The sequence below is a fragment of the Streptomyces coerulescens genome, from assembly GCF_042657965.1.
Classification (GTDB): Bacteria; Actinomycetota; Actinomycetes; order Streptomycetales; family Streptomycetaceae; genus Streptomyces; species Streptomyces coerulescens.
In genome coordinates, this window is record NZ_JBHSKM010000012.1 from 149,811 (window position 1) to 171,329 (window position 21,519).

At 68.4% G+C, this 21,519-nt stretch carries 20 protein-coding genes and 1 pseudogene; 7 read left to right on the forward strand and 14 right to left on the reverse strand.

What is annotated here, in order from left to right; all coding sequences use genetic code 11:
* Nucleotides 1-11 precede the first annotated feature (11 nt).
* The 4 genes from ACFPQ9_RS20125 to rlmN all read right to left on the reverse strand — a co-directional run bounded on the left by ACFPQ9_RS20125 (nt 12) and on the right by rlmN (nt 5,089).
* Nucleotides 12-1,031, reverse strand: a complete 1,020-nt coding sequence (locus ACFPQ9_RS20125; RefSeq protein WP_380854715.1) for an ABC transporter ATP-binding protein — start codon at nt 1,029-1,031, stop codon at nt 12-14.
* The gene (locus ACFPQ9_RS20130; protein ID WP_380854717.1) at nt 1,032-2,699 is read right to left on the reverse strand and encodes an ABC transporter permease; all 1,668 of its coding nucleotides are present in this window, start codon (nt 2,697-2,699) and stop codon (nt 1,032-1,034) included.
* Nucleotides 2,675-3,760: a thiamine ABC transporter substrate-binding protein gene (locus ACFPQ9_RS20135; RefSeq protein ID WP_380854719.1), complete on the reverse strand. Its 1,086-nt coding sequence runs from the start codon at nt 3,758-3,760 to the stop codon at nt 2,675-2,677. The genes ACFPQ9_RS20130 and ACFPQ9_RS20135 overlap by 25 nt, the downstream gene beginning before the upstream one ends.
* A 222-nt stretch (nt 3,761-3,982) precedes the next feature.
* Nucleotides 3,983-5,089, reverse strand: a complete 1,107-nt coding sequence (rlmN, locus tag ACFPQ9_RS20140) for a dual-specificity RNA methyltransferase RlmN (RefSeq protein ID WP_380854721.1) — start codon at nt 5,087-5,089, stop codon at nt 3,983-3,985.
* 289 nt (nt 5,090-5,378) lie between these two features.
* On the opposite strand from rlmN, the gene ACFPQ9_RS20145 reads away from it, so the two are divergent.
* Entirely contained in the window at nt 5,379-5,912 is a 534-nt protein-coding gene (locus tag ACFPQ9_RS20145; RefSeq protein WP_380854723.1) for a hypothetical protein, read from the forward strand.
* 592 nt (nt 5,913-6,504) lie between these two features.
* Here ACFPQ9_RS20145 and ACFPQ9_RS20150 read toward each other — a convergent pair.
* From ACFPQ9_RS20150 to rpsB, 6 genes are all read right to left on the reverse strand, one after another.
* Entirely contained in the window at nt 6,505-6,954 is a 450-nt protein-coding gene (locus ACFPQ9_RS20150; RefSeq protein ID WP_380854725.1) for an SRPBCC family protein, read from the reverse strand.
* Nucleotides 6,955-7,086: 132 nt separating this feature from the next.
* Nucleotides 7,087-8,241: a phosphatidate cytidylyltransferase gene (locus tag ACFPQ9_RS20155; RefSeq protein WP_380854727.1), complete on the reverse strand. Its 1,155-nt coding sequence runs from the start codon at nt 8,239-8,241 to the stop codon at nt 7,087-7,089.
* Entirely contained in the window at nt 8,241-8,798 is a 558-nt protein-coding gene (frr, locus tag ACFPQ9_RS20160) for a ribosome recycling factor (RefSeq protein WP_380854729.1), read from the reverse strand. Before frr ends, ACFPQ9_RS20155 begins: the two co-directional genes overlap by 1 nt.
* Nucleotides 8,799-8,975: 177 nt before the next feature.
* A complete protein-coding gene (gene pyrH, locus ACFPQ9_RS20165; protein ID WP_380854731.1) occupies nt 8,976-9,734 on the reverse strand; it encodes a UMP kinase in 759 nt (252 codons plus the stop codon).
* A gap of 195 nt (nt 9,735-9,929) precedes the next feature.
* Nucleotides 9,930-10,766, reverse strand: a complete 837-nt coding sequence (gene tsf / locus ACFPQ9_RS20170; RefSeq protein ID WP_380854733.1) for a translation elongation factor Ts — start codon at nt 10,764-10,766, stop codon at nt 9,930-9,932.
* 159 nt (nt 10,767-10,925) lie between these two features.
* On the reverse strand, nt 10,926-11,831 hold the full coding sequence (gene rpsB, locus ACFPQ9_RS20175) for a 30S ribosomal protein S2 (protein WP_380854735.1): 906 nt from the start codon (nt 11,829-11,831) through the stop codon (nt 10,926-10,928).
* Between the two features lie 326 nt (nt 11,832-12,157).
* Here rpsB and ACFPQ9_RS20180 point away from each other — a divergent pair, with 326 nt between their 5' ends.
* Nucleotides 12,158-12,754 carry a murein hydrolase activator EnvC family protein gene (locus ACFPQ9_RS20180; RefSeq protein WP_380854737.1) on the forward strand — a complete coding sequence of 199 codons (597 nt, stop codon included), beginning with the start codon at nt 12,158-12,160 and terminating at the stop codon, nt 12,752-12,754.
* Between the two features lie 64 nt (nt 12,755-12,818).
* On the opposite strand, the gene ACFPQ9_RS20185 is transcribed toward ACFPQ9_RS20180, so the two are convergent.
* The 4 genes and pseudogenes from ACFPQ9_RS20185 to ACFPQ9_RS20200 form a co-directional block, all read right to left on the reverse strand.
* Entirely contained in the window at nt 12,819-13,376 is a 558-nt protein-coding gene (locus ACFPQ9_RS20185; RefSeq protein ID WP_380855303.1) for a TetR/AcrR family transcriptional regulator, read from the reverse strand.
* Nucleotides 13,377-13,470: 94 nt separating this feature from the next.
* Nucleotides 13,471-14,313 (reverse strand): RNA polymerase sigma factor WhiG, encoded by an 843-nt coding sequence (whiG, locus tag ACFPQ9_RS20190; RefSeq protein ID WP_107902371.1) that lies wholly within the window; start codon nt 14,311-14,313, stop codon nt 13,471-13,473.
* A 305-nt stretch (nt 14,314-14,618) separates the two neighbouring features.
* The gene (gene dprA, locus ACFPQ9_RS20195) at nt 14,619-15,821 is read right to left on the reverse strand and encodes a DNA-processing protein DprA (protein WP_380855306.1); all 1,203 of its coding nucleotides are present in this window, start codon (nt 15,819-15,821) and stop codon (nt 14,619-14,621) included.
* Nucleotides 15,822-16,108: 287 nt separating this feature from the next.
* Nucleotides 16,109-16,750 (reverse strand): annotated as a pseudogene (locus tag ACFPQ9_RS20200) (ATP-binding protein); the annotation flags it as partial.
* A 71-nt stretch (nt 16,751-16,821) separates the two neighbouring features.
* Between ACFPQ9_RS20200 and ACFPQ9_RS20205 the strand changes: the two are divergent.
* The 5 genes from ACFPQ9_RS20205 (at nt 16,822) to ACFPQ9_RS20225 (ending at nt 21,364) form a co-directional block, all read left to right on the forward strand.
* A complete protein-coding gene (locus ACFPQ9_RS20205) occupies nt 16,822-17,883 on the forward strand; it encodes a hypothetical protein (protein ID WP_380854739.1) in 1,062 nt (353 codons plus the stop codon).
* Between the two features lie 78 nt (nt 17,884-17,961).
* Entirely contained in the window at nt 17,962-19,602 is a 1,641-nt protein-coding gene (locus ACFPQ9_RS20210) for a recombinase family protein (protein ID WP_380854741.1), read from the forward strand.
* 235 nt (nt 19,603-19,837) lie between these two features.
* Nucleotides 19,838-20,047, forward strand: a complete 210-nt coding sequence (locus ACFPQ9_RS20215; protein ID WP_380854743.1) for a hypothetical protein — start codon at nt 19,838-19,840, stop codon at nt 20,045-20,047.
* Nucleotides 20,031-20,534 (forward strand): DUF6879 family protein, encoded by a 504-nt coding sequence (locus tag ACFPQ9_RS20220; RefSeq protein WP_380854745.1) that lies wholly within the window; start codon nt 20,031-20,033, stop codon nt 20,532-20,534. Before ACFPQ9_RS20215 ends, ACFPQ9_RS20220 begins: the two co-directional genes overlap by 17 nt.
* Complete coding sequence (locus ACFPQ9_RS20225; RefSeq protein WP_380854747.1) at nt 20,531-21,364, forward strand: helix-turn-helix domain-containing protein; 834 nt, start codon at nt 20,531-20,533, stop codon at nt 21,362-21,364. The genes ACFPQ9_RS20220 and ACFPQ9_RS20225 overlap by 4 nt, the downstream gene beginning before the upstream one ends.
* The last annotated feature ends 155 nt before the right edge of the window (nt 21,365-21,519 follow it).

Below are 21,519 nucleotides of genomic sequence, written 5' to 3' on the forward strand. Positions count from 1 at the left end.
GCAGGGCGTGATCAGCCCAGCACGACAATTTCGGCCGCGTCGAACGAGACCCCGACGGTGTCCCCGACCTCGGGGGCGTCCCGCAGCGCACACGCCGCCTCCAGGCGTGGGGCGTCCTCCGGCTGAAGGTGCACGGCGACATGGGTGCCCTTGAACGTCCGCGCGGCGACGATGCAGCGCAGCCCGGCGTCGGGGGCGACGAGCCGTACCCCGGCCGGTCGCACGAGCAGCGTCCGCGTGCCCTCGGCGGCGCCCTCGCCGACCGGCAGCTTGCCCCAGGGCGTGTCCGCGGCCTCCCCGGCGACCGTGCCCTCGACCACGTTGTCGAAGCCGAGGAAGCGGGCGACGAACTCGTCCACCGGCCGCTGCCACACCTCCAGTGGCGTCCCGGTCTGAGCGATCCGCCCGTCCCGCATCACGACGACCCGGTCGGCGAGCGCGAAGGCCTCGCCCTGGTCGTGCGTCACGGCCAGCACGGTGGTGCCCAACCGCCCGAACAGCTCCCGGAGTTCGACGACGAGCCGCTCCCGCAGTGAGCGGTCGAGCTGCCCCAGCGGCTCGTCCAGCATCAGCAGCCGGGGCCGCGGTGCCAGCGCACGGGCCAGCGCGACCCGCTGCTGCTCGCCACCGGACAGCGAGGCGACGGCACGCCCGGCCGCCCCCGGCAGTCCGACCAGGTCGAGCAACTCCCGTACGCGCTCGCCCTGTTCGGCCCTCGACGCACCGTGCATCCGCGCCCCGAAGGCCACATTGCCGCCGACGTCACGCTGCGGGAACAGCTGATGGTCCTGGAACATCAGCCCGACGCCCCGCTTGTGCGCGGGCACCCCGGCCTGGTCATGCCCGTCGAGCGAGACCCGCCCGGCGTCGAGGGGCTGCAGCCCCGCCACGGCCCGCAGCAGCGTCGACTTGCCGCTGCCGCTCGGCCCGAGCACGCACACGATCTCGTGCTCGACGACATCGAGGTCGACGGCGTCGAGCACGGCCGGCCCACCGAACCGTACGGTCGCACCCGCCAGGCTCAACAGCATCTAGAACTCCCCCGTCCGATCCGTGCGGAGCCGCTCAAGGACCAGCAAGGCCACCGCGCACACCACCATCAACACTGTCGAAAGGGCCATCGCCTGGCCGTAGTTGAGCTCGCCGGCCCGCCCAAGGAGCCGGGCGACGGCGACCGGCAGCGTCGGGTTGTCGGGCCGGGCGATGAACACGGTCGCCCCGAACTCCCCCAGTGACACCGCGAAAGCGAACCCGGCCGCGATGAGCAGCGCCCGCCGCACCATCGGCAGATCGACCTCGCGCCAGACCCGCCACGGCGAGGCCCCCAGCACCGACGCCGCCTCGCGCAACCGCTGGTCCACGGCCCGCAGCACGGGCAGCATGGTCCGTACGACGAAGGGCACTCCGACCAGCGCCTGGGCCAGCGGCACGAGGATCCACGTACTTCTGAGGTCCAGCGGTGGCTCGTCCAGCGCGATCAGGAACCCGAATCCGACCGTCACCGCCGACACCCCGAGCGGCAGCATCAGCAGGGCGTCGAAGCCCCGGACGAACCGCCCCGCGTCCCGCCGCGTCAGCGCGGCCGCCGCGAGACCGCCGATCAGCGCGGCGATGAGGGTGGCGACGACGGCGTACTGGAGCGAATTGCCGATCGCCTCGATCGGCGCGACGAGGAAGACACCACCGTCGGCGCCGGTCAGCGCCCGGTAGTAACCGAAGTCGGGGGCGTCGAACGACCGCTGCACCAGCACGGCGAGCGGCAGCAGCAGAAGTACGACGATGACGGCCAGGACACCGGCAAGGAGGGCCCACTGCCCCGCACCGCGCGGCCGCCGGGCCGTGACCGACGCGTCCACCAGCCGCAGGGCACTCTCCCGCCGCCGTACCGTCCAGGCGTGCACGGCGAGGATCGCGGCCACGGCCAGGAACTGGATGATCGTCAGGACGGCGGCCGTGGAAAGGTCGAAGATCTCGGAGGTCTGACGGTAGATCTCCACTTCGAGGGTGGAGAAGGTCGGTCCGCCGAGGATCTGCACCACACCGAAGGAGGTGAAGGTGAACAGGAAGACCATGAGCGCGGCGGCGGCCACGGCGGGCGCGAGCGCCGGGAGGGTGACGGTTCGCCAGGCCCTGAAGCGGGACGCCCCGAGCATCCGAGCGGCCTCCTCCTGCCGCGGATCGAGCTGGGCCCACAGCCCACCCACCGTCCGTACGACGACGGCGTAGTTGAAGAAGACATGCGCGAGCAGGATCGCCCACACGGTGGTGTCGAGCCGTACGCCCCACAGCTCGTCCAGCAGTCCGCCGCGGCCGACGAGCGCGAGGAACGCCGTACCGACCACGACCGTCGGCAGCACGAAGGGGACGGTCACCACGGCCCGCAGGACCTGTTTGCCGGGAAAGTCGAAGCGGGCGAAGACATAGGCGCCGGGCAGCGCGATCAGCAGGGTGAGCGCGGTGGAGGCTAGCGCCTGCCAGGTGGTGAACCACAGGACGTGGCGGATGTCGGGCTCGGCGAGCACCTCCGTGAGGCGCCCGAACTGCCAGACCCCGTCGACCTTCAGACCGCGCGCGACGATCGCGGCGACGGGGTAGGCGAAGAAGACCGCGAAGAACACGACGGGCACGGCGATGAGGCCGAACCGCACCGCCGCACCCCTCTTCGGCCGGGTGGCTACTTCAGTACGAGCGAGGTCCACGACTTGACCCAGTCGTCACGGTTGTCGGCGATCTTCGCCGGGTCCATGGTCTCGGGGTTCTTGGCCTGCGGGCCGTACTTCACGAACTCCGGCGGGACCTGGGCGGCCTCCCGCACCGGGTAGACGAACATGTTCAGCGGCATGTCGTCCTGGAAGGTCTTGGTCAGCAGGAAGTCGAGGAGCGCCTTGCCGCCCTCGGTGTTCTCGGCGTTGCTCAGCAGGCCCGCGTACTCGACCTGCCGGAAGCAGGTGCCGGCCGCGACACCCGTCGGCGCGCTGGTCGGCTTCGGGTCGGCGTAGATCACCTCGGCGGGCGGCGAGGAGGCGTACGACACGACGAGCGGCCGGTCGGCCTTGGCCTTCTTGCCACCGGCCGAGCCGGAGAACTCCTCGTTGTAGGCCTGCTCCCAGCCGTCGACGACCTTGACGCCGTTGGCCTTCAGCTTCTTCCAGTAGTCCTCCCAGCCCCCGTCGCCGTACTTGGCGGCGGTACCGAGGAGGAATCCCAGCCCCGGCGAGGAGGTGGAGGCGTTCTCGGTGACGAGGAGGTTCTTGTACGCGGGCTTGATCAGATCGTCGAACGAGCTGGGCGGGGTCAGCTTGTGCTCGCTGAAGTACGCCTTGTCGTAGTTGACGCAGATGTCGCCGGTGTCGACGGGAGTGACCCGGTGCTTGTCCTGGTCGACGCGGTACTCGGGCAGGATCATGTCGGAGCCCTCGGGCTCGTACGACTGGAACAGCCCGTTGTCGAGCGCCCGGGACAGCAGGGTGTTGTCGACGCCGAAGAAGACGTCGCCCTGCGGGTTGTCCTTGGTCAGGATCGCCTTGTTGACGGCCTGCCCGGCGTCGCCGTCCTCCAGGACCTTGACCTTGTAGCCCGACTGCTTCTCGAACGCGGCGAGGACGCCCTTCGAGACGGCCCACGAGTTATGGCTGACGAGAGTCACGGTCTTGCTGCCGGACTGCGGGCTGTCGCCGCCCGAGTCGGACGACCCGCACGCGGACAGCGTGACGAGGCCGAGCCCGGCGACGAGGACCGTGGCCTTCTTGGTGATGCTCACTTGATTCCTCCTGGGGTTGACCAGGAAGAGACGCGGCCCTGCCCGGGAGCCCTCTCATCGGCTCCCGGGCAGGGCGCAACAGCTTGAGTGATGACCGAACTTCCTACCCAGAATGACCTGGGCGAGGTTCAGAGGGTCTGCGGCCCGGTTGCCGCACTCTCAGCGCTGTGGCGCTCCCCTGTCGGAATATGAAGATGTCCGTACGGCGCTCAGACTACCGCTCTACCGCTCGGTCGCGGCGAGCTGCCCACACGCTCCGTCGATCTCCTGACCACGGGTGTCCCGAATGGTCACCGGTACACCATGGGCGGCGATGGCCTCGACGAACGCTTGCTCGTCCTCGGGCCGGGAGGCGGTCCACTTCGACCCGGGCGTCGGATTCAGCGGAATCAGGTTCACATGCACGGGCTTGCCCTTGAGCAGCCGCCCGAGCCGGTCACCGCGCCAGGCCTGGTCGTTGATGTCCCGGATGAGGGCGTACTCGATGGACAGCCGACGGCCGCTCTTCTCGACGTACTCGAACCCGGCGTCCAGCACCTCGCGCACCTTCCACCGCGTGTTCACGGGCACGAGGGTGTCCCGCAGCTCGTCGTCGGGAGCGTGCAGCGAGATCGCGAGCCGGCACTTGAAGCCCTCGTCGGCGAACCGGTGGATGGCCGGGACGAGACCGACGGTCGAGACGGTGATCCCGCGCTGCGACAGCCCCAGCCCGTCGGGCTCGGGGTCGGTGAGCCGGCGAATCGCCCCCACGACCCGGTTGTAGTTGGCGAGCGGCTCGCCCATCCCCATGAAGACGATGTTGGACAGCCGGGCGGGCCCCCCGGGCACGTCCCCGTCCCTGAGTGCCCGCATCCCGTCCACGATCTGATGCACGATCTCGGCGGTGGACAGATTGCGATCGAGCCCGGCCTGTCCGGTGGCACAGAAGGGACAGTTCATCCCACATCCGGCCTGCGAGCTGATGCACATGGTCACCCGGTCCGGGTACCGCATCAGCACCGACTCGACGAGCGTCCCGTCGAACAGCCGCCACAGCGTCTTACGGGTGTCGCCCTGGTCGGTCGACAGATGCCGTACGACGGTCATCAGCTCCGGGAACAGCTCCTCCCGCAGCTTGGCGCGCGAGGCGGCGGGGATGTCGGTCCACTGCTCGGGGTCGTGCGTGTACCGCGCGAAGTAGTGCTGTGACAGCTGCTTGGCACGAAACGGCTTCTCCCCGACCGCGGCAACAGCGTCCTTACGCTCACCGGGCGTGAGATCAGCAAGATGCCGCGGCGGCTTCTTGGCTCCGCGGGGGGCGACGAAAGTGAGTTCTCCGGGTGCAGGCATAACCCGTCCAGTGTGGCAGATCAACTCTGGGGCCCAGGCCGGACCGGGGTGGGGGTGGTCACCTGTGGGTGCCGACTGTCAGCGTCGGTCGGCTTGGCGAGGGAACGGGAGAGCCCTCTCGGGTTGGGGGAGGTATGCGCTGATTCGCTCAAGGCAGGTCGGCAAGAATCACGGGTGATCATTGTTTGACGCGCTGTAGCGCTGCGCGCATCACCAGTTCTAAGCTGCCCGCCGGGATGGTCACGGTGCCGGAAAAGATCAAGGTGCACCGAATGTAGTGGAGTTGCGCATGACGGCATCCGCAGCCGAATCGCCGGGCGAGAGCGACTTTGGTACACAAGGGGGCGGTGGCGCCACCTTGATTGAAGACCAGATCGGAGAGGTGGCGGCAAGGAGCCCATCGAATGCCGCTTTACATAAACAGGCTTTCGGGAAGCTTGGCATGTGGTTTCTCTTTGCCGTGATTTTCGCTGTCCTTCCAACTCTGGGGGAATGGCTGAACAGCCGACAGTTCAAAGAGCCGACTCATGCAGGATTTTTTGAATTGGCTGCCAGAGCAGATCTATACGTGGTGTCCATGGGGCTTGCGGCCTCTGCGATCTCACAGGCGTTGATGAGGAAGCGCGGGAGCTTTCCCCCGGCTCTGAAATTCTGGAGCAGCGTCAACGTACTGGCGTTGGCCTTGACTGCCTTCTTGGCCGCCACGGCTGACAGCTCAGAAATGGATCCAAGGACAGTCGGAAGCCAGTCGTTTATCATTCTGATTTCCACTTTGGTCAGCGCCGGCAGCAGTACTTACATCTGCGAGCGGGAGAACCTCTGATGACCGTCGTGGAAGTCGTTTCGTGGGCTGGAACCATTACTGCCTCAGCCCTCTCGCTCGTCGGATTGCTCGTGACTCTGGTCTCCTCCGTGGCGAGGACACGAGCGAAGCGAGAGGCTGTTCGCGTTATGCGGAGAACAGTCGCAGGAGGGGTGGTGCATTTCAGCGCTTCCGAGGGCAGGTCAATTCTGATTGGATCCAATATCAAGGGGACCGTGTCCACGGGCGACAACGCTTCGATCAGCGGTGACGATGTACGCCAGGACGGGAATCATCAAGATGATGATTCGTCTCCGAATGACGACTAGTCGCCTATGACCCTTTCCGCCGGAACTGAGGTCGGCCGGGAACTTCGATCCGGCGATGACACCGCGGGCGCACGCCCACCTGACGGCCGGCAGCGGCGAGCGCGCCGGGCCCTGGGGCGGTGCCCCTCGGCACGGCCCAGGAGCCTGACCGCCCGGAGACGGCCCAGCGGGCACAAGACGGCCCCTACTGGCGAGGGCATGGCCAGTGGGAGACTTCTTCGCGCCCGGAGCACCTCAGTTCTCCGGGCAGTGACCCGCCCAGCTGGACCAGGGAAGATCACTCCCTAGTCCGTCGTCCCCTCCAGCCGGTCCTTCAGGAGTTTTTCATCGCGCGGTAGTTCCTTGCGGACCTGGGGGCGGACGACGAGGGGGATCAGGACCTTTCCGAGGCCGTGACCCTCGAAGTCGATGTCGATCGTCACGCGGGAACGCCGGCCGTCGTCGAGCGGCTCGATGGAACCATGGGTGCGGGGCCGTACAGGGCCGTCGATCCCGTGCAGGTCCCAGCTGTACGGAGGGTCGAGCTGGTCGAACCGCACGGTCATGGGCATCTGGCGGTTCCCGATCCGCCGGGTGACCCGGACTCGGGAGCCGGCGTGGATCGGACCCTCGTCCAGCGATTCGGCCGAGACGGCGCTCAGCTGCCATTCCGGCAGGTGAGAGGGATCTGTGAGGTACGCGTAGACATCGGCTGGGGTCCGGTCGACGTCGATGATCTCTCGGATGGCGGTCATGGTGACCCCCTTTTGAGTGCCTGTGCGGGCGTACGTTTCGAGTGCCTTTGCGGGCGTATACCGAAATCGTCCCACAGGCCGAGGGGCCCCCGCTCTACGAGAACGGGGGCCCCTCCGGCACAGATCGAATCGTCAGCCCGACCCGACGAACAGCACCAGCAGCAGCCACACCACCGGCGCCGTGGGCAGCAACGAGTCCAGCCGGTCCATGATCCCGCCGTGGCCCGGCAGCAGCGTGCCCATGTCCTTGATGCCGAGGTCACGCTTGATCATCGACTCGCCGAGGTCGCCCAGCGTGGCACTGGCCGCGACCGCGAGGCCCAGGAGCAGGCCCTGCCACCAGCTGCCGTCGTCGATGAGGAACTGCATGCACAGCGCGCCCGCCACCATCGCGAAGCTCACCGCACCGAGCAGGCCCTCGCGGGTCTTGCCGGGGCTGATGCGCGGGGCGAGCTTGGTCTTGCCGAAGCGCCAGCCGACCGCGTACGCGCCCGTGTCGCTGACGACCGTCAGGAGCAGGAAGGTCAGCACGCGCCAGGGGCCGTCGTCGGCCGTGAGCATCATGGCGACGAAGGTCGCGAGGAACGGCACGTAGAACGCCGCGAAGACGCCGGCCGTGACGTCCTTGAGGTAGCCCTCCGGCGGCTCGGTCATCCGCCAGACCAGTACCGCCAGCGCGGTCAGCGCCATCGCCACCCAGGCGCCCTCGGCACCCCGGACATATCCGGCGACGACCATGGCCGCGCCGCCAAGGGCGAGCGGCACGAGCGGAGCGTTGATGCCCTTGCGCTCCTCGAGCCGCTTGGTCAGCTCCCACAGACCCACGACGACGGCGACCGCGACGACACCGACGAACACGGCCTTGACGACGAACAGCGACGCGACGATCACCACGCCGAGCCCGACGCCGACCCCTATGGCCGCACCCAGGTCGCGCCCCGCGCTCTTCTTCTGCTGGGGCGCCGGCGGCGGGGCGTCGGGCATGGGCTCCGGATTCTGCGACGCCGCCTCGAAGGGCCGCGCCTGCGGCGTGTCATGAGACCGCGACTGCGGTGGCCGGCTGCTGAACAGGGGGCCACTCAGCCGAGCGGCCCCCCGGTCGTCATCCTGGTCTCCGCCATACGCGGGTACGTCGGGCACGATGGGCATGGGGCGAGTGTGAGGCGCCTCAGGCGCATCGTACGCGGGACCCGCCGGGGCAGCCCCCTGGACTGGTCCACGCTCGGAGGTCCCCCAGTACCCGGCCTGCCCGGCCCCGGGCGGCGCCCCCCAGGAAGAGTCGTTCATCAGACCTCGAGCAGCTCGGCTTCCTTGTGCTTGAGGAGCTCGTCCACCTGAGCGACGTACTTGTGCGTGGTGTCGTCGAGCTCCTTCTCGGCGCGGCGGCCCTCGTCCTCGCCGGTCTCGCCGTCCTTGATCATCTTGTCGATGGCGTCCTTGGCCTTGCGGCGGACGGAGCGAATGGACACGCGCGCATCCTCGGCCTTGCCCTTGGCGACCTTGATGTAGTCGCGGCGGCGCTCCTCGGTGAGCTCGGGGAACACCACACGGATGATGTTGCCGTCGTTGCTCGGGTTGACACCGAGGTCGGAGTCGCGGATCGCCTGCTCGATGTTGCGCAGCGCGCTCTTGTCGAACGGGGTCACGACCGCCATGCGCGGCTCCGGCACGGAGAACGAAGCCAGCTGGTTGATCGGCGTCGGCGCGCCGTAGTAGTCGGCCACGATCTTGTTGAACATCGCCGGGTGCGCCCGGCCGGTACGGATCGCGGCGAAGTCCTCCTTGGCGACCACGACGGCCTTCTCCATCTTCTCCTCGGCCTCGAGGAGGGTCTCTTCGATCACCACTTGCTCCTGCGTCTTGAGTAAGGCCCGGCTGCGGTTCCTCGGTGGGGGCGGCGGCCGGCTGCGTCGCGTCTTCTTCCTGCACGGTTCCCGACCGGCAGGACATTGTCCATCCCCCCGGTCAGGGTCCGCTCCGTCCGTCCCCCGGACGGGTTCGTTCGTGGAGTTGTCGAAGCGTCAGCCCCGACCGCCCTGCTCACCCACAAGCGTGCCGATCTTCTCACCCTTGACGGCGCGGGCGATATTGCCCTCCGCAAGAAGCTCGAAGACAAGGATCGGGAGCTTGTTGTCGCGGCACAGCGTGACCGCCGTGGCGTCGGCGACCTTCAGGTCGCGCGTGATGACCTCGCCGTAGCCGAGGGAGTCGAACTTGACGGCGTCCGGGTTGGTCTTGGGGTCGGAGTCGTAGACCCCGTCGACACCGTTCTTGCCCATCAGCAGCGCCTCTGCGTCGATCTCCAGGGCGCGCTGGGCGGCGGTGGTGTCGGTGGAGAAGTAGGGCATGCCCATACCGGCGCCGAAGATGACCACGCGGCCCTTCTCCAGATGCCGTACGGCCCGCAGCGGGATGTACGGCTCGGCGACCTGTCCCATGGTGATGGCCGTCTGGACCCGGCTGTCGATGCCCTCCTTCTCCAGGAAGTCCTGGAGGGCGAGGCAGTTCATGACGGTGCCGAGCATGCCCATGTAGTCGGAGCGGGCCCGGTCCATGCCGCGCTGCTGGAGTTCTGCGCCGCGGAAGAAGTTGCCGCCGCCGATGACGACCGCGACCTGCGCGCCGTCACGCACGACGGCCGCGATCTCACGGGCGATCTTGTGCACCACGTCCGGGTCGACGCCGAGGCCCCCGCCACCGGAGAAGGCCTCTCCGGACAGCTTCAGCAGAAACCGGCCGCGTACTTTGCCGTCGTCGCTCTTCTGGGCCTTGGTGGTCATCGAGATCCCGCCTTTGTTACGTGGTGCACATACGAAGAAGGCCACTGCCGGCTCGGGTGTGTTTCGCATCCCATGCGCGGCAATGGCCTCCTCGTCAGATCTGCTGTCGTCCGTCACGCGCGCGTGCGCGGTGGCGGCGTCCGCCAACGACTGCCTTCGACCCTATAGGGACGGAGCGTCGATCGCGGTACGGACTCAGATGCCGACCTTGATGCGCGAGAAGCGCTTCAGGGTGACACCGGCCTCGTCCAGAATCTTCTGGACGGACTTCTTGTTGTCGAGCGCGTAGGGCTGACCGAGCAGCGTGGCGTCCTTGAAGAAGCCGTTGAGGCGACCCTCGACGATCTTCGGCAGGGCGGCCTCGGGCTTGCCCTCGGCGCGGGTGGTCTCCTCGGCGACGCGGCGCTCGGACTCGACGACCTCGGCCGGCACGTCCTCCTTGGAGAGGTACTTCGGCGCGAAGGCGGCGATGTGCTGGGCGACGCCCTTGGCGACCTCGGCGTTGGGCTTGTCGAGCTCGACGAGGACACCGATCTGCGGGGGCAGGTCGGGCATCGTGCGGTGCATGTACGCGAGGACGAAGCCGTCGGAGTACTGCGCGAAGCGGTCCAGGACGATCTTCTCGCCGAGGTTGGCGTTGGCCTCGTCCACGAACGCCTGGACGGTCTTGCCGGCCTCGATCTCGGAGGCGAGCAGGGCGTCGAGGTCGGCCGGGGAGGTCGCGGCGACGTGCTGCGCGATCTGGTTGGCGACGGCCTGGAACTTCTCGCCCTTGGCGACGAAGTCGGTCTCGCACTTCAGCTCGACGATGACGCCGGAGGAGTTGTCGTCGGCGATGACGGAGACCACGGCGCCGTTCTCGGCGGAGCGGCCCTCGCGCTTGGCGACGCCCTTCTGGCCCTTGATCCGGAGCGCCTCGACGGCCTTCTCGACGTTGCCCTCGGCCTCGTCCAGCGCCTTCTTGCAGTCCATCATGCCGGCGCCGGTGAGCTCGCGGAGCTTCTTGACGTCAGCGGCGGTGTAGTTCGCCATGAGTCTGTGAATCTTTCTCGAAGTCTGGAAGATCGAAGATCTACGGGGTCTACGGACCCTGGAGTAGCCGGGGCCGCCGACCTTCCGTCGACCTACGGGTGAACGGCGGGGGCGGAGTTCATGTCACCGCCCCCGCCGTCAACACTGACGCTGACGGTGTCAGGCCTGCTCGCCCTCGGCGGCCTTCTCGCCCTCGGCGGCGGGAGCGGCCTCGGCGGCAGGGGCGGCCTCGGCGGCCGGAGCCTCGGCGGCGGGAGCCTCAGCCGGCTTCTCGGCAGCCTCGTCGGCCTTCTTCTCGCCCTCGAGCAGGTCGCGCTCCCACTCGGCGAGCGGCTCGCCCGCGGCCTTCTCGCCCTTCTCGCCGGTGGCGACGCCGGAACGGGCGATGAGGCCCTCGGCGACGGCGTCGGCGATCACACGGGTGAGCAGGGTGACGGAGCGGATCGCGTCGTCGTTGCCCGGGATCTTGTAGTCGACCTCGTCGGGGTCACAGTTGGTGTCGAGGATGGCGACGACCGGAATGTTGAGCTTCCGGGCCTCGCCGACCGCGATGTGCTCCTTCTTGGTGTCCACGATCCAGACGGCGCTGGGCACCTTCTGCATCTCGCGGATACCACCGAGGGTCTTCTCCAGCTTGGCCTTCTCGCGCGAGAGCACGAGAAGCTCCTTCTTGGTCAGACCGGAGGAGGCGACGTCCTCGAAGTCGATCTGCTCGAGTTCCTTCAGGCGCTGAAGGCGCTTGTAGACGGTCGAGAAGTTGGTGAGCATGCCGCCCAGCCAGCGCTGGTTGACGTAGGGCATGCCGACGCGGGTGGCCTGCTCGGCGATGGCCTCCTGCGCCTGCTTCTTGGTACCGACGAACATGACCGTGCCGCCGTGGGCGACGGTCTCCTTGACGAACTCGTAGGCGCGGTCGATGTACGACAGCGACTGGAGCAGGTCGATGATGTAGATGCCGTTGCGCTCGGTGAAGATGAAGCGCTTCATCTTCGGGTTCCAGCGACGGGTCTGGTGACCGAAGTGGACGCCGCTCTCCAGCAGCTCCCGCATCGTGACGACGGCCATGGCCGTATCTCCTTGAATTTCTCGGTTGTGCCGCGGGGACCGGACGGCTCCCGCGCCTGACGCCCACATGCGCCGTGCCACTAGGGACCGAGGGGCGCTGACACGGACCGTTTCCGGTGGCCGTGTCGGGGCGTGCGAAGTCGACCCGGTGACCCGGATCGCCAGAAGAAGTGTACGGGACCCGCGGGGTACCGGGTGACGCCGCTGTCCACAACCCAGGAGTTATCCACAGATACCGGCCATGATCGGCAGAGGTGGGGGACGGTTCTCGCATGCGAGCGATGCGATGTGTGAGAGCGGCGAGGGTGGTCAGGTCATGCGGTCGGATGGTGGGGCGACTGGTATTGCTGCTGCTCCTGACGACGATCGTCCTGCTGGCACCGGTCCCGCGGCTGACGTCAACCGCCGTCGGCGGACCCACCGCACCGGACCCGGCCAATCCGGCCAACCCGGCCCCCACGGTGCCGTCGGTCGGCCGGGCATGGCCCGTGGGCGTACGGCCTCCGATCCTCCGCGGCTGGGAGCCACCGGCGACCCCGTACGGCCGAGGCCACCGAGGCGTGGACCTGGCGGCCCCGGCCGGGACGTCGGTACGGGCCGTTGCGGCGGGACGGGTCTCGTTCGCGGGCCGGGTGGCAGGGAAGGGGGTCGTGTCGGTGGAGCTCCCGGGCACGGGTGATCCACCCTTGCGGACGACGTACGAGCCGGTGCGGGCCGTGGTGGACAAGGGCGACGAGGTGACGGCGGGACAGGTCGTGGGGACGGTGGAGGCGACCGGGTCGCACTGCACGGAGACCTGCGTGCACTGGGGCCTACGGAGAGCCGACACCTACCTGGACCCGCTCTCACTCCTCCCTCCGTGGCTGCTGCGCAGGGGGCCGTCGAGACTGCTGCCGGTCCTCGGGGTGCCGCTGCCGTCTTAGCCGACGGGCTGCTGAGCTGTTGCTGTTGAGCCAGGCGTGGGGGCGTACGGCACCCCCACCGGCGTCAGCCCCGAACGCCCCGCAACGCCATGGCCACCGCCGCCTCAGTGATCGCCGTCGGCTCCTCCGCCGCGCCCAGTTCGATCCTCCGCACGGCTGCGTCCACGACGCCCTGAAGCAGCATCGCCGCCAGCCGGGGCTCCGTGTGCCCCATCTCTGCCAGCGCCTCGACGATCATCGCGACGAGCCCGCCGTGCGCCGCCCGGATCTTCTCCCGTGCGCCGGCGTCCAGCTCGCTCGCGGAGATCGCGACCACGGCCCGGTGCCGCCGGTCCCCCACCAGCGAGAGCTGCTTGCGCACGTACGCCTCGACCTTGTCCTCGGCTGTGGCCGCATGCTCCATCGCCAGCGAGACCTCCGCGGCCCACACCGGGAAGTCGACCTCGCACAGTTCCTCGACCACGGCGGCCCGCGACCGGAAGTACTCGTAGACGGACGACCGCGCGAGCCCTGTCCGCTCGGCGAGAGCCGGGAAGGTCAGCGCCTCCGTCCCGCCCTCGGACAACAGGGATCGCGCCGCGTCCAGCAAGGCGGCTCGCTGCATCGACCGGTGCTCGGCCACGGAGGCCGCTCGAATCCTTGGCACGTCAACCACTTTACGGACGTGCCCTCGCGGACGGGAGCCTCTCCGCGAACCCCACATGCATCAGGCCAGGTCAACGACCGAAGCCGGCCAGTTTCGCCCGCAACTGCAGCACCGACTTGGTGTGGATCTGACTGACCCGGCTCTCGGTCACTCCGAGCACGTTCCCGATCTCGGCGAGGGTGAGCCCCTCGTAGTAGTACAGCGTCACCACGGTCTTCTCCCGCTCCGGCAACGTGTTGATCGCCCGAGCCAGAAAGCGCCGCAGCTCCCGGTCCTCGGCCACCTCCACCGGATTGTCGGCGGCGGTGTCCTCCAGCGTGTCCATGACGCTCAGCCCGTCGCCGCCCTCGCCCCCGACGTGCAGCAACTCCTCCAGCGCCACCACGTTCGCCAGCGACAACTGGCTGAAGACCGAGTGGAGTTCGTCCACCGCGATACCCATCTCGACGGCCACCTCGGCCTCCGTGGGCGTCCGCCGCAGCCGCGCCTCCAGGGTGGCGTAGGCCCGCTCGACGTTCCGCGCCTTCTGCCGCACCGAGCGCGGGATCCAGTCCAGCGCCCTGAGCTCGTCGATCATCGCGCCCCGGATCCGCGTGATCGCGTACGTCTCGAACTTGATCTCCCGGTCGATGTCGAACTTCTCGATCGCGTCGATCAGTCCGAACACCCCGGACGACACGAAGTCCGCCTGCTCCACATTGGGCGGCAGACCGACGCTGACCCGGCCCGCCACGTACTTGACGAGCGGTGAGTAGTGCAGGATCAGCTGCTCGCGCAATCGCTCGTCCCCCGTCGCCTTGTACGACCGCCACAGCTCGTCGAGTGTCGAGGGAGCGGGCGGCCGCACGCTGCCACCGTCACGAGCGGCTGGGGGGACCGCCGCCCGGTCGGACCCGGAGGTGTGCTGGGGCATTCGTTGCCTTGTGCCGTTCTGCCGTGAAGTGGGGGTGCTTTGGGGGAGCTGTCGGTCTGATGTCGCTCTGGTGCCGTTCTGGGGACCTTCCGGTGTCGAGGTGCCGGTCTGCGCCGGAATCCTCGTGAGCGTAGCGTGACTGAAGTGTCGCGGTGCGCGAAGGGCGGAGCGCAAGCCGTACGCAGATACGTTCCGCTGGACGCCCCGCCGGGTCATGCCGGTCGCTCTAAGTGATCACCCGAACACCCCAACTGGGGGAATTCACAAGGCCATCCGTGTTCCCCCGTACGGCCGAACACGCTCGGTCAACATCTGCTTCGACCGGCGCGAACGGAGATCATCGCCTGGCGTGTCAACTTCCAGCCGTCGCCGTGTCGTTCGACGTAACCGAGTGAGCGGAGTTCGTACAGCCTCGCGATCGCGTCGTCCTCGGTGGTCTGCGCACCGCGCGCGACCTCGCCGGCTCCGGCAGCGCCGCGGCCCGGCAGCGCGGCCAGGACTCGGCGGGCCGCAGGCTCCAGCAGATCACGCGGCAGGACGGGCCCACGCCGCTCCGGGGCCAGCTCCCCCATGTCGCCGACGAGCTCGACGACCTCGGCGGCGTCGGTGACGAGGACGGCGTCTCCGCGCAGGAGCTCGTGGATGCCCGCGGACAGGCCGCTGGTGGCCGGTCCGGGGACTCCTATCGTGTGACGGCCCAGCCGCTGTGCCGCCCGGGCGGTGACCAGTGAGCCGCTGCGATGGGCGGCCTCGACGACGACGGTGCCCCGTGTCAGCGCGGCGATGACCCTGTTCCGCACGATGAATCTGCTCGGCGTCGGATGATCCCCCGGCGGCAGTTCTCCGATCACCAGTCCCTGTTCCGCGATCCTGTTGATCAACTGGGTGTGCCCGCGCGGATAGGGGCGGTCGACTCCGCAGGCGAGCACGGCGACCGTGGCGCCGCCGGCTCCGAGGGCTCCCCGATGGGCGGCGCCGTCGACTCCGTACGCGCCCCCGGACACGACCACCCATCCCCGCTCGGCGAGCCCGCCGGCGAGGGTGGCTGCCATGTGGGCGCCGTACTCGGTGCAGGCGCGCGCTCCGACGACGGCCACGGACCTCAGCGCCCACATCCGAAGACTGGCCCGCCCGCGCACCCACAGCCCCATGGGCCGGGCGTCCCCGAGATCGTCGAGCTGTCCGGGCCACTCCACGTCCCCCGGACCCACGAACCGCACCCCCGCCTCTCGCGCAACGGCGAGATCCACTCCGGGCTCGGCCCGCGCCCCGCGAGCCCGCAGCCCCTCCCACCGCTTGAAACTCACCCCGGGCAAGGGCTCCACCCCCTCCCGCAGCCGCCGCACCACTTCCCCCACCCCGAACTCCCGCACCCACCGCCCGACGACTTCGTCCCCGGGCTCGACGACACGGCTGAGGAAGACGCGGTCGAGCAGTGCGCCATGGCCCCGCCCACCGGAATCGGCACGACTTCGCTCATCACCCGTCGCCGATCCGTCCATTCCCATCGCCGGTCCGTCCACTTTTTCGCGGTCACCCGGGTCGGCACGAAGATCCGCCTGCCGCGCTGAGCCGCGGACGGCTGCCCCTCGGCGCCCCAGGATGTCCTCCTTGGCGCATTCGGGGTGCCGCATGCCGACCAGCGGTTCCGAGCCGTCCGGGAATGCTGCTTCGGAGTGACCGCCGCCGGCATCCGCCCCTGAGACACCGCCCGTGGCAGCGCGATTGTCCTCGCCCTCTGTCACAGGGCTCACGGCCACCTCATCGCCGTCACCGTGATACTCCCCGCGGCTGCTCATGTTCCGATTCCCTCCAGCACCGCGCCGCGCCGGACGCCCGTGCGTAGTTCGAGGGCCCAGTTCACGTCGTTCGCCGAGGGCCGGGCACGAGCCGCCAGGTCGGCCAGGGTCCAGGCCACGCGCAGGACCCGGTCCAGGCCGCGCGCAGTGAGGAGGCCTCGATCGAGGTCCTCCTCGGCCTTTCGGAGGGCTCCCGGCTGAACGTGCCAGCGGGTGCGCAGCTCGTGTCCGGGCACTTCGCTGTTGGTGCGCCAGGGTGTTCCCTCGTAGCGCGTGGCCGCTCGTTCGCGGGCTGCCTTGACACGTTCGGCCACCGTCGCCGTCGTCTCCGCGCCGGTGTGGAGCTGGAGCAGTTCGGCGCGGGCGACCGGCTCGACCGTCACCCGAAGGTCCACGCGATCCATCAGCGGGCCGGACAGCCGGGCTCGGTATCGCTTGATCGAGGAAGGCCTGCACTCGCAGATGTCGTCGCCCCGGCCATGTCGGCCGCAGGGGCATGGATTGGCCGCCAGAACCATGAGGAACCTCGCGGGCATCCGCAGTATCCCTGCCGCTCGGGCGATCACAACGTGGCCGGATTCCAGTGGCTGACGCAACGCGTCCAGGACGCTGCTGTGGAACTCTGCGGCCTCATCGAGGGAGCGGGACCTACTCCGGTCATCGGATCGGACCCACAAGGGGTCTGACCAGGACCGAGAGGACAACGGCAATGGAACTCACCTGGCACAAGGACTCGGCCGGTAGCTACTACGCAACGCACGACGGGCGCCGTATCGCCACGGCACGCAAGGACGGCAACGCATGGAGCGGGTCCGTCGTCGGCCTCGGTCACGGCTTCACTGGCCGTCGACTGACGGACGTCAAGGAGCTTACTCACCGGCACGTCGAGCGCATCTACGGCGAGGGTGAGTGGACGCTCTTCCCCGTCCGGGACATCCGTCCCGGCATGGTGCTGGGGTGCGACACCTGGAAGGACGGAGAGCGGGAGGTCGTCTCCGTCGACGTCGACACGGACGCGCAGACGGTAGACGTCGAGCTCTCCTCTGAGTCCTCCCGTGAGCTCGGCTTCACCCTCGATGTCACGTACGCCGTGGGTGAGTACGTCCGCGTCAAGGTTCAGCCCGAGCGCGAGGCGTCCGTGAGCGTTGGGGACGTCGTCGAGTTCTACGACTGCACGGCCACGATTACCGCCGTTGGTCGTGAGTGGGTGACGTTCGTCCGGCAGGACGGCACGACCGGCCGTAAGCCGGTGGGTCACGACTTCCGGGTGATCCGGCACGACGAGCCCGAGGGCAAGGGGTCCGCTCCGTGCGACGCTCGCCGTTCCGGGTGGGAGCGTCCGGGCCCTGGCAGTCACCGCCTCCCCTGCACCCTTCCCACCGGTCACGACGGACTGCACCGGGACGCCTTCCGTGCCGAGTGGCTGGAGTCCGAGGCGGGGCAGGTGCTCGACCTTCGCCCCTTCACTGCCATCGTCGACATGATCGCCGGTACGGGCGTCCTGATCTCTCCTCCAGTGACCGAGGACGTCACCCTGTCCGAGGGCGGCGCCTCCCTTCACGACTCCCTGTGCGCCGATGCTCTCCGCCGACTCCTCCCCCTCGGCGTCGAGGCGCTCGCAGGAGAGGACGGCGGACTGTCCCTCGAAGGCGTCACGCGCGACGGGCGGAAGGTGTTCAGCCTCTACGTCTCGGACTGCATCACGGCTGAGCCGTCCTTCGAGGAGGTGGCCGCATCCGTCGAGGCCCTTCGAGAGGCCGCCGGTCTCTGAGCCGCTCGGGGAGCGGGCGGACAGTCGTCCGCTCCCCCTTCCGTACCCTGAACATTCGGTAAGAGGAGAGAACGAAGCATGGCAAGGGTCCTGGGAGCGCTCCGTCTGTCGAGGGCGTCTGACGAGTCGACGTCGGTAGTCCGGCAGAGGGTAGCCATCCAACGGTGGGCGGACAGTCGAGGACACACGGTCGTCGGCTGGGTCGAGGACGTGGACGTGTCCGGCGCCATCGCCCCGTGGGAGCGGCCGGAGCTCGGCGAGTGGCTGCCGTCCACCATCGGCAAGGACGTGAGCGAGGTAGAGCGGCGCCTCGCATGGGAGGCGAGCCGCGCCGACGAGTGGGACATCCTGTGCGGGATGAAGCTCGACCGCATCTCGCGTCGAGTCCTGCACATCGCTCAGCTCGTCGAGTGGGCCGGCGAGCATGACAAGGAGATCGCGGCGGCAGAGGACGGCTTCGACCTGTCCTCGCCGATGGGCAAGATCCTGTTTCAGCTCATCGCCGCATTCGCAGAGGGCGAGCTCGAAGCGATCAAGTTCCGAGCCAAGTCCTCGTACGTGCACCTGATGAAGTCGGGCCGGTGGCGCGGCGGCTTCGTGCCGTACGGCTACCGGGCAGAGAAGGACTCCGAGGGGGACGGGTGGAAGCTCGTACCCGACGAGTACGGCACGGAGACGGCGAAGACCCTCCGGGAGATTGTCCGGCGCATCGTCGAGGACGGCGAAGCGATCAATGCCGTATGTCGGTGGCTGAACGAAGAGAAGGTTCCGAGCTCCCTGGACGCTCAGCGCATCCGTGCGGGCAAGGAATCGAAGGGGGCTCTCTGGCGCGTCGGCAACCTGAACAAGATGCTCCGCTCTCACACGCTCCTCGGCCGAGTCGAGATGACCGAGGAGGTCACGCTCCCGGACGGCACAAAGGAGAAAAGGACTCGTCTCGTACGGGACGCCGAGGGGCTCCCTCTCCAGCGGGCGGAGCCGCTCCTCAGTAAGAAGGAGTGGGACGCGCTTCAAGCGAAGCTCACGGAGAACTCTCGACCGCACGCCGGGCACCGCTACGACAGGAGCCCTCTCCTCCGTGTGGCGTTCTGCACCTGTGGCCGTCCCCTCTACCGGAACAACGGCCGGTCGGCGATGTACTACCGGTGCAGCTCCCGGAACATCTCTGGCGCCGAGTGCGGACAGAACGAAGCGATCCGAGCCAAGCACTTGGAGGAGGCCATCGAGGAGGCGTTCCTCCGTGCCGTGGGGCACGCGCAGATCATCCGACGTACCTACCGCCCCGGAGTCGACCACACGGCGGACGTGGCCGAGGTGACGCGCGCCCTGGCCGAGCTCCGCGAGGACCGCGAGGCGGGGCTCTACTCCTCGGAGCTCGGTAAGAAGGAGTACCGGGAGGAGTACCTCCGGCTCGAAGCGAAGCGCGAGGCGCTCGCCGCCATGCCGGTTGTGCCGGACGGGTGGGAGGAGATCCCGACCGGGCAGACCTACGCGGACAGGTGGGCCGAGCTCTCCGCTCCGGCCGAGAAGAACAAGGAGCTCCGCGAGGCAGGCGTGAAGGCGATCGTTCACCGGGAGGAGCTCCCGAAGGAGCTCCCCTTGATGGAGCTCGGCGAGACCGAGGGCACCGTTCGTCACACGCTCGGGAGGGTTGAGCTCCTGCTCCCGAGGGACCTCTACAACCGCGTACGCGGCCTCACGGCCGAGCACACCATCTGAGCCACTCGCTCACTCTCCGCTCAGCCGGCCGTCGACCGAGCGTGACCGAGCCCCGTTCCCTCACTTCGAGGGGCGGGGCTCTCCTCGTTCCCCTCGAAGCTCTGTGCGCCCCTCTGGGCGCCCCATTTCATGCAAGGACGTGCATACCCGCGTTCTTGGGTAGACGGCCCTGGGTGGCCCTCGTACGGTCGTTGTCGACGGGCCCGACAGGGGCCGACAGACCAGGGGGTTACGCATGTCTGAGCGTGCAGGACTTACCCGACTCACCGGCAACGGGAACGGCGAGTGCGGGCAGGGTGACTGCCCGAACGTCTACCGCACGGAGAGCGGATCGTTCGTGGTGCAGGGCGACGTGTCCAACGCCTTCACGCCGCCGCATGGCGAAGGGCTCGTAGAGATCCCCGAGAGCGTTCTTCGGGAGGCTGTCCGTGCTCTTGGATGGTGACGACTGGCAGGCCAAGTTCCGCGACTTCCAGACGGAAGCATGGCGACTGGAGACCCTGCCCCAGTACCTCGTACCGCAGGAGGCCGAGGAGTTCGAGGCGTTCAAGGCGGGGGCCAGGTTCCCCGGTCCGTACGAGGACTCATGGACGGACATGGTCCGCACTCGGAACGTGGGCCGCGTCCACATCGTCCGGCGCCCGTTGAGCGACTACCTGCGCTTCGAGTTCGAGCGGTACTACCAGCATCAAGCACCGGCGGGAGAGGACATCCGCATACTCGACCTGACGGACCGGCCCAACCCACTGCCGGACAACGTCGGCGACTACTGGATGTTCGACCGCTCGACGGTCGTCCTGATGCACTACGAGGACGACGGCAGGCAGATCGGCCGAGAGCTCTACGAGGGCGACCCTGCCCCGTTCATTGAGTACCAGCGTCTCGCCGTAGCCGCGTCGGTCCCCTTCCTGGAGTACGTGAAGAGCGAGTGACCTTCGAGCCCGAGGAGCTCGGCAAGTCCCGGCAAGAGCTGGGCTCCATGCTCCGCGAACTACGCAAGGCGGCCGGTCTCTCCGGGGACCGGCTCGCCGCGCGTTGCGCCATGTCTCAGTCCAAGGTGAGCCGGATTGAGAACGGGCAGACCCGACCGACCCTCGTCGACATCGAGGCGCTTCTGACCGCCCTCGAAGCTCCGCCGGAAGTGGTGGCGGAAGTGGCCGCCCTCGCCCGGACGGCGAACACCGAATGGCAGGACGCACGGGGGCTCCGCCGGAAGGGGCTCGACAAGAAGCAACGGGAGTTGGCGGGGCTCGAAGCGTCCTCGGCAGAGTTCCGGTTCTTCTTGCTCTCGATGATCACCGGCCTACTCTCAACCCCGGAGTACATCAGGGCGAGCCTGGCCCACATCCCCGGCGATCACAGCAAGGCCATCGCCCGGAAGCTGGAGCGACAGGAAGTCCTGTACGACCGCTCGAAGCGGTTCACGTTCCTACTGACCGAGCAAGCGGCACGCTCCCCGTTCCTGGCCCCTCACGCCATGGCCGTACAGCTTGACCGGCTCGCCTCCCTCACGCACCTGCCGAACGTCCGCCTCGGCGTGATCCCTCTGGACACTCCGTTGCCAGGGTGCCCCTTGAACACCTTCACGATCTACGACGACCGGTTGGCCACGGCGGAGATGTCCACGGGCGTGATGGTGTTCCGCGACCCGAGGGACGTACGGGCGTACGTCGAGGAGTTCGCCGCGTACGAGGGGTGCGCGCTCTTCGCCGAGGAGGCGAGAGCGAAGCTCGCCGAGTGGTCCGCCGCCTGCCGTGCGTGAGTTCATGCCACAACGCGACTGAACCGCCACCCCTCCCGGATCTCAGGCGATGCTCATCCCGAGACATGGAGCCGGGGAGGTCACGCAGGATGAGCGCACCGAAGACGACGATGACGGGACCGGTACACCTGACAGGCCCGGCCGTAGAGCCGGAC

Bases quoted from the DNA above. Each gene is read 5' to 3' on its own strand.
- ACFPQ9_RS20215 (WP_380854743.1), top strand. From the start codon at position 19,838: ATGTCTGAGCGTGCAGGACTTACCCGACTCACCGGCAACGGGAACGGC.
- ACFPQ9_RS20210 (WP_380854741.1), top strand. From the start codon at position 17,962: ATGGCAAGGGTCCTGGGAGCGCTCCGTCTGTCGAGGGCGTCTGACGAG.
- whiG (WP_107902371.1), bottom strand. From the start codon at position 14,313: ATGCCCCAGCACACCTCCGGGTCCGACCGGGCGGCGGTCCCCCCAGCC.
- dprA (WP_380855306.1), bottom strand. From the start codon at position 15,821: ATGGGAATGGACGGATCGGCGACGGGTGATGAGCGAAGTCGTGCCGAT.
- tsf (WP_380854733.1), bottom strand. From the start codon at position 10,766: ATGGCGAACTACACCGCCGCTGACGTCAAGAAGCTCCGCGAGCTCACC.
- ACFPQ9_RS20145 (WP_380854723.1), top strand. From the start codon at position 5,379: ATGACGGCATCCGCAGCCGAATCGCCGGGCGAGAGCGACTTTGGTACA.
- rpsB (WP_380854735.1), bottom strand. From the start codon at position 11,831: ATGGCCGTCGTCACGATGCGGGAGCTGCTGGAGAGCGGCGTCCACTTC.
- ACFPQ9_RS20180 (WP_380854737.1), top strand. From the start codon at position 12,158: ATGGTGGGGCGACTGGTATTGCTGCTGCTCCTGACGACGATCGTCCTG.
- ACFPQ9_RS20155 (WP_380854727.1), bottom strand. From the start codon at position 8,241: ATGAACGACTCTTCCTGGGGGGCGCCGCCCGGGGCCGGGCAGGCCGGG.
- ACFPQ9_RS20205 (WP_380854739.1), top strand. From the start codon at position 16,822: ATGGAACTCACCTGGCACAAGGACTCGGCCGGTAGCTACTACGCAACG.
- ACFPQ9_RS20125 (WP_380854715.1), bottom strand. From the start codon at position 1,031: ATGCTGTTGAGCCTGGCGGGTGCGACCGTACGGTTCGGTGGGCCGGCC.
- pyrH (WP_380854731.1), bottom strand. From the start codon at position 9,734: ATGACCACCAAGGCCCAGAAGAGCGACGACGGCAAAGTACGCGGCCGG.
- rlmN (WP_380854721.1), bottom strand. From the start codon at position 5,089: ATGCCTGCACCCGGAGAACTCACTTTCGTCGCCCCCCGCGGAGCCAAG.
- ACFPQ9_RS20150 (WP_380854725.1), bottom strand. From the start codon at position 6,954: ATGACCGCCATCCGAGAGATCATCGACGTCGACCGGACCCCAGCCGAT.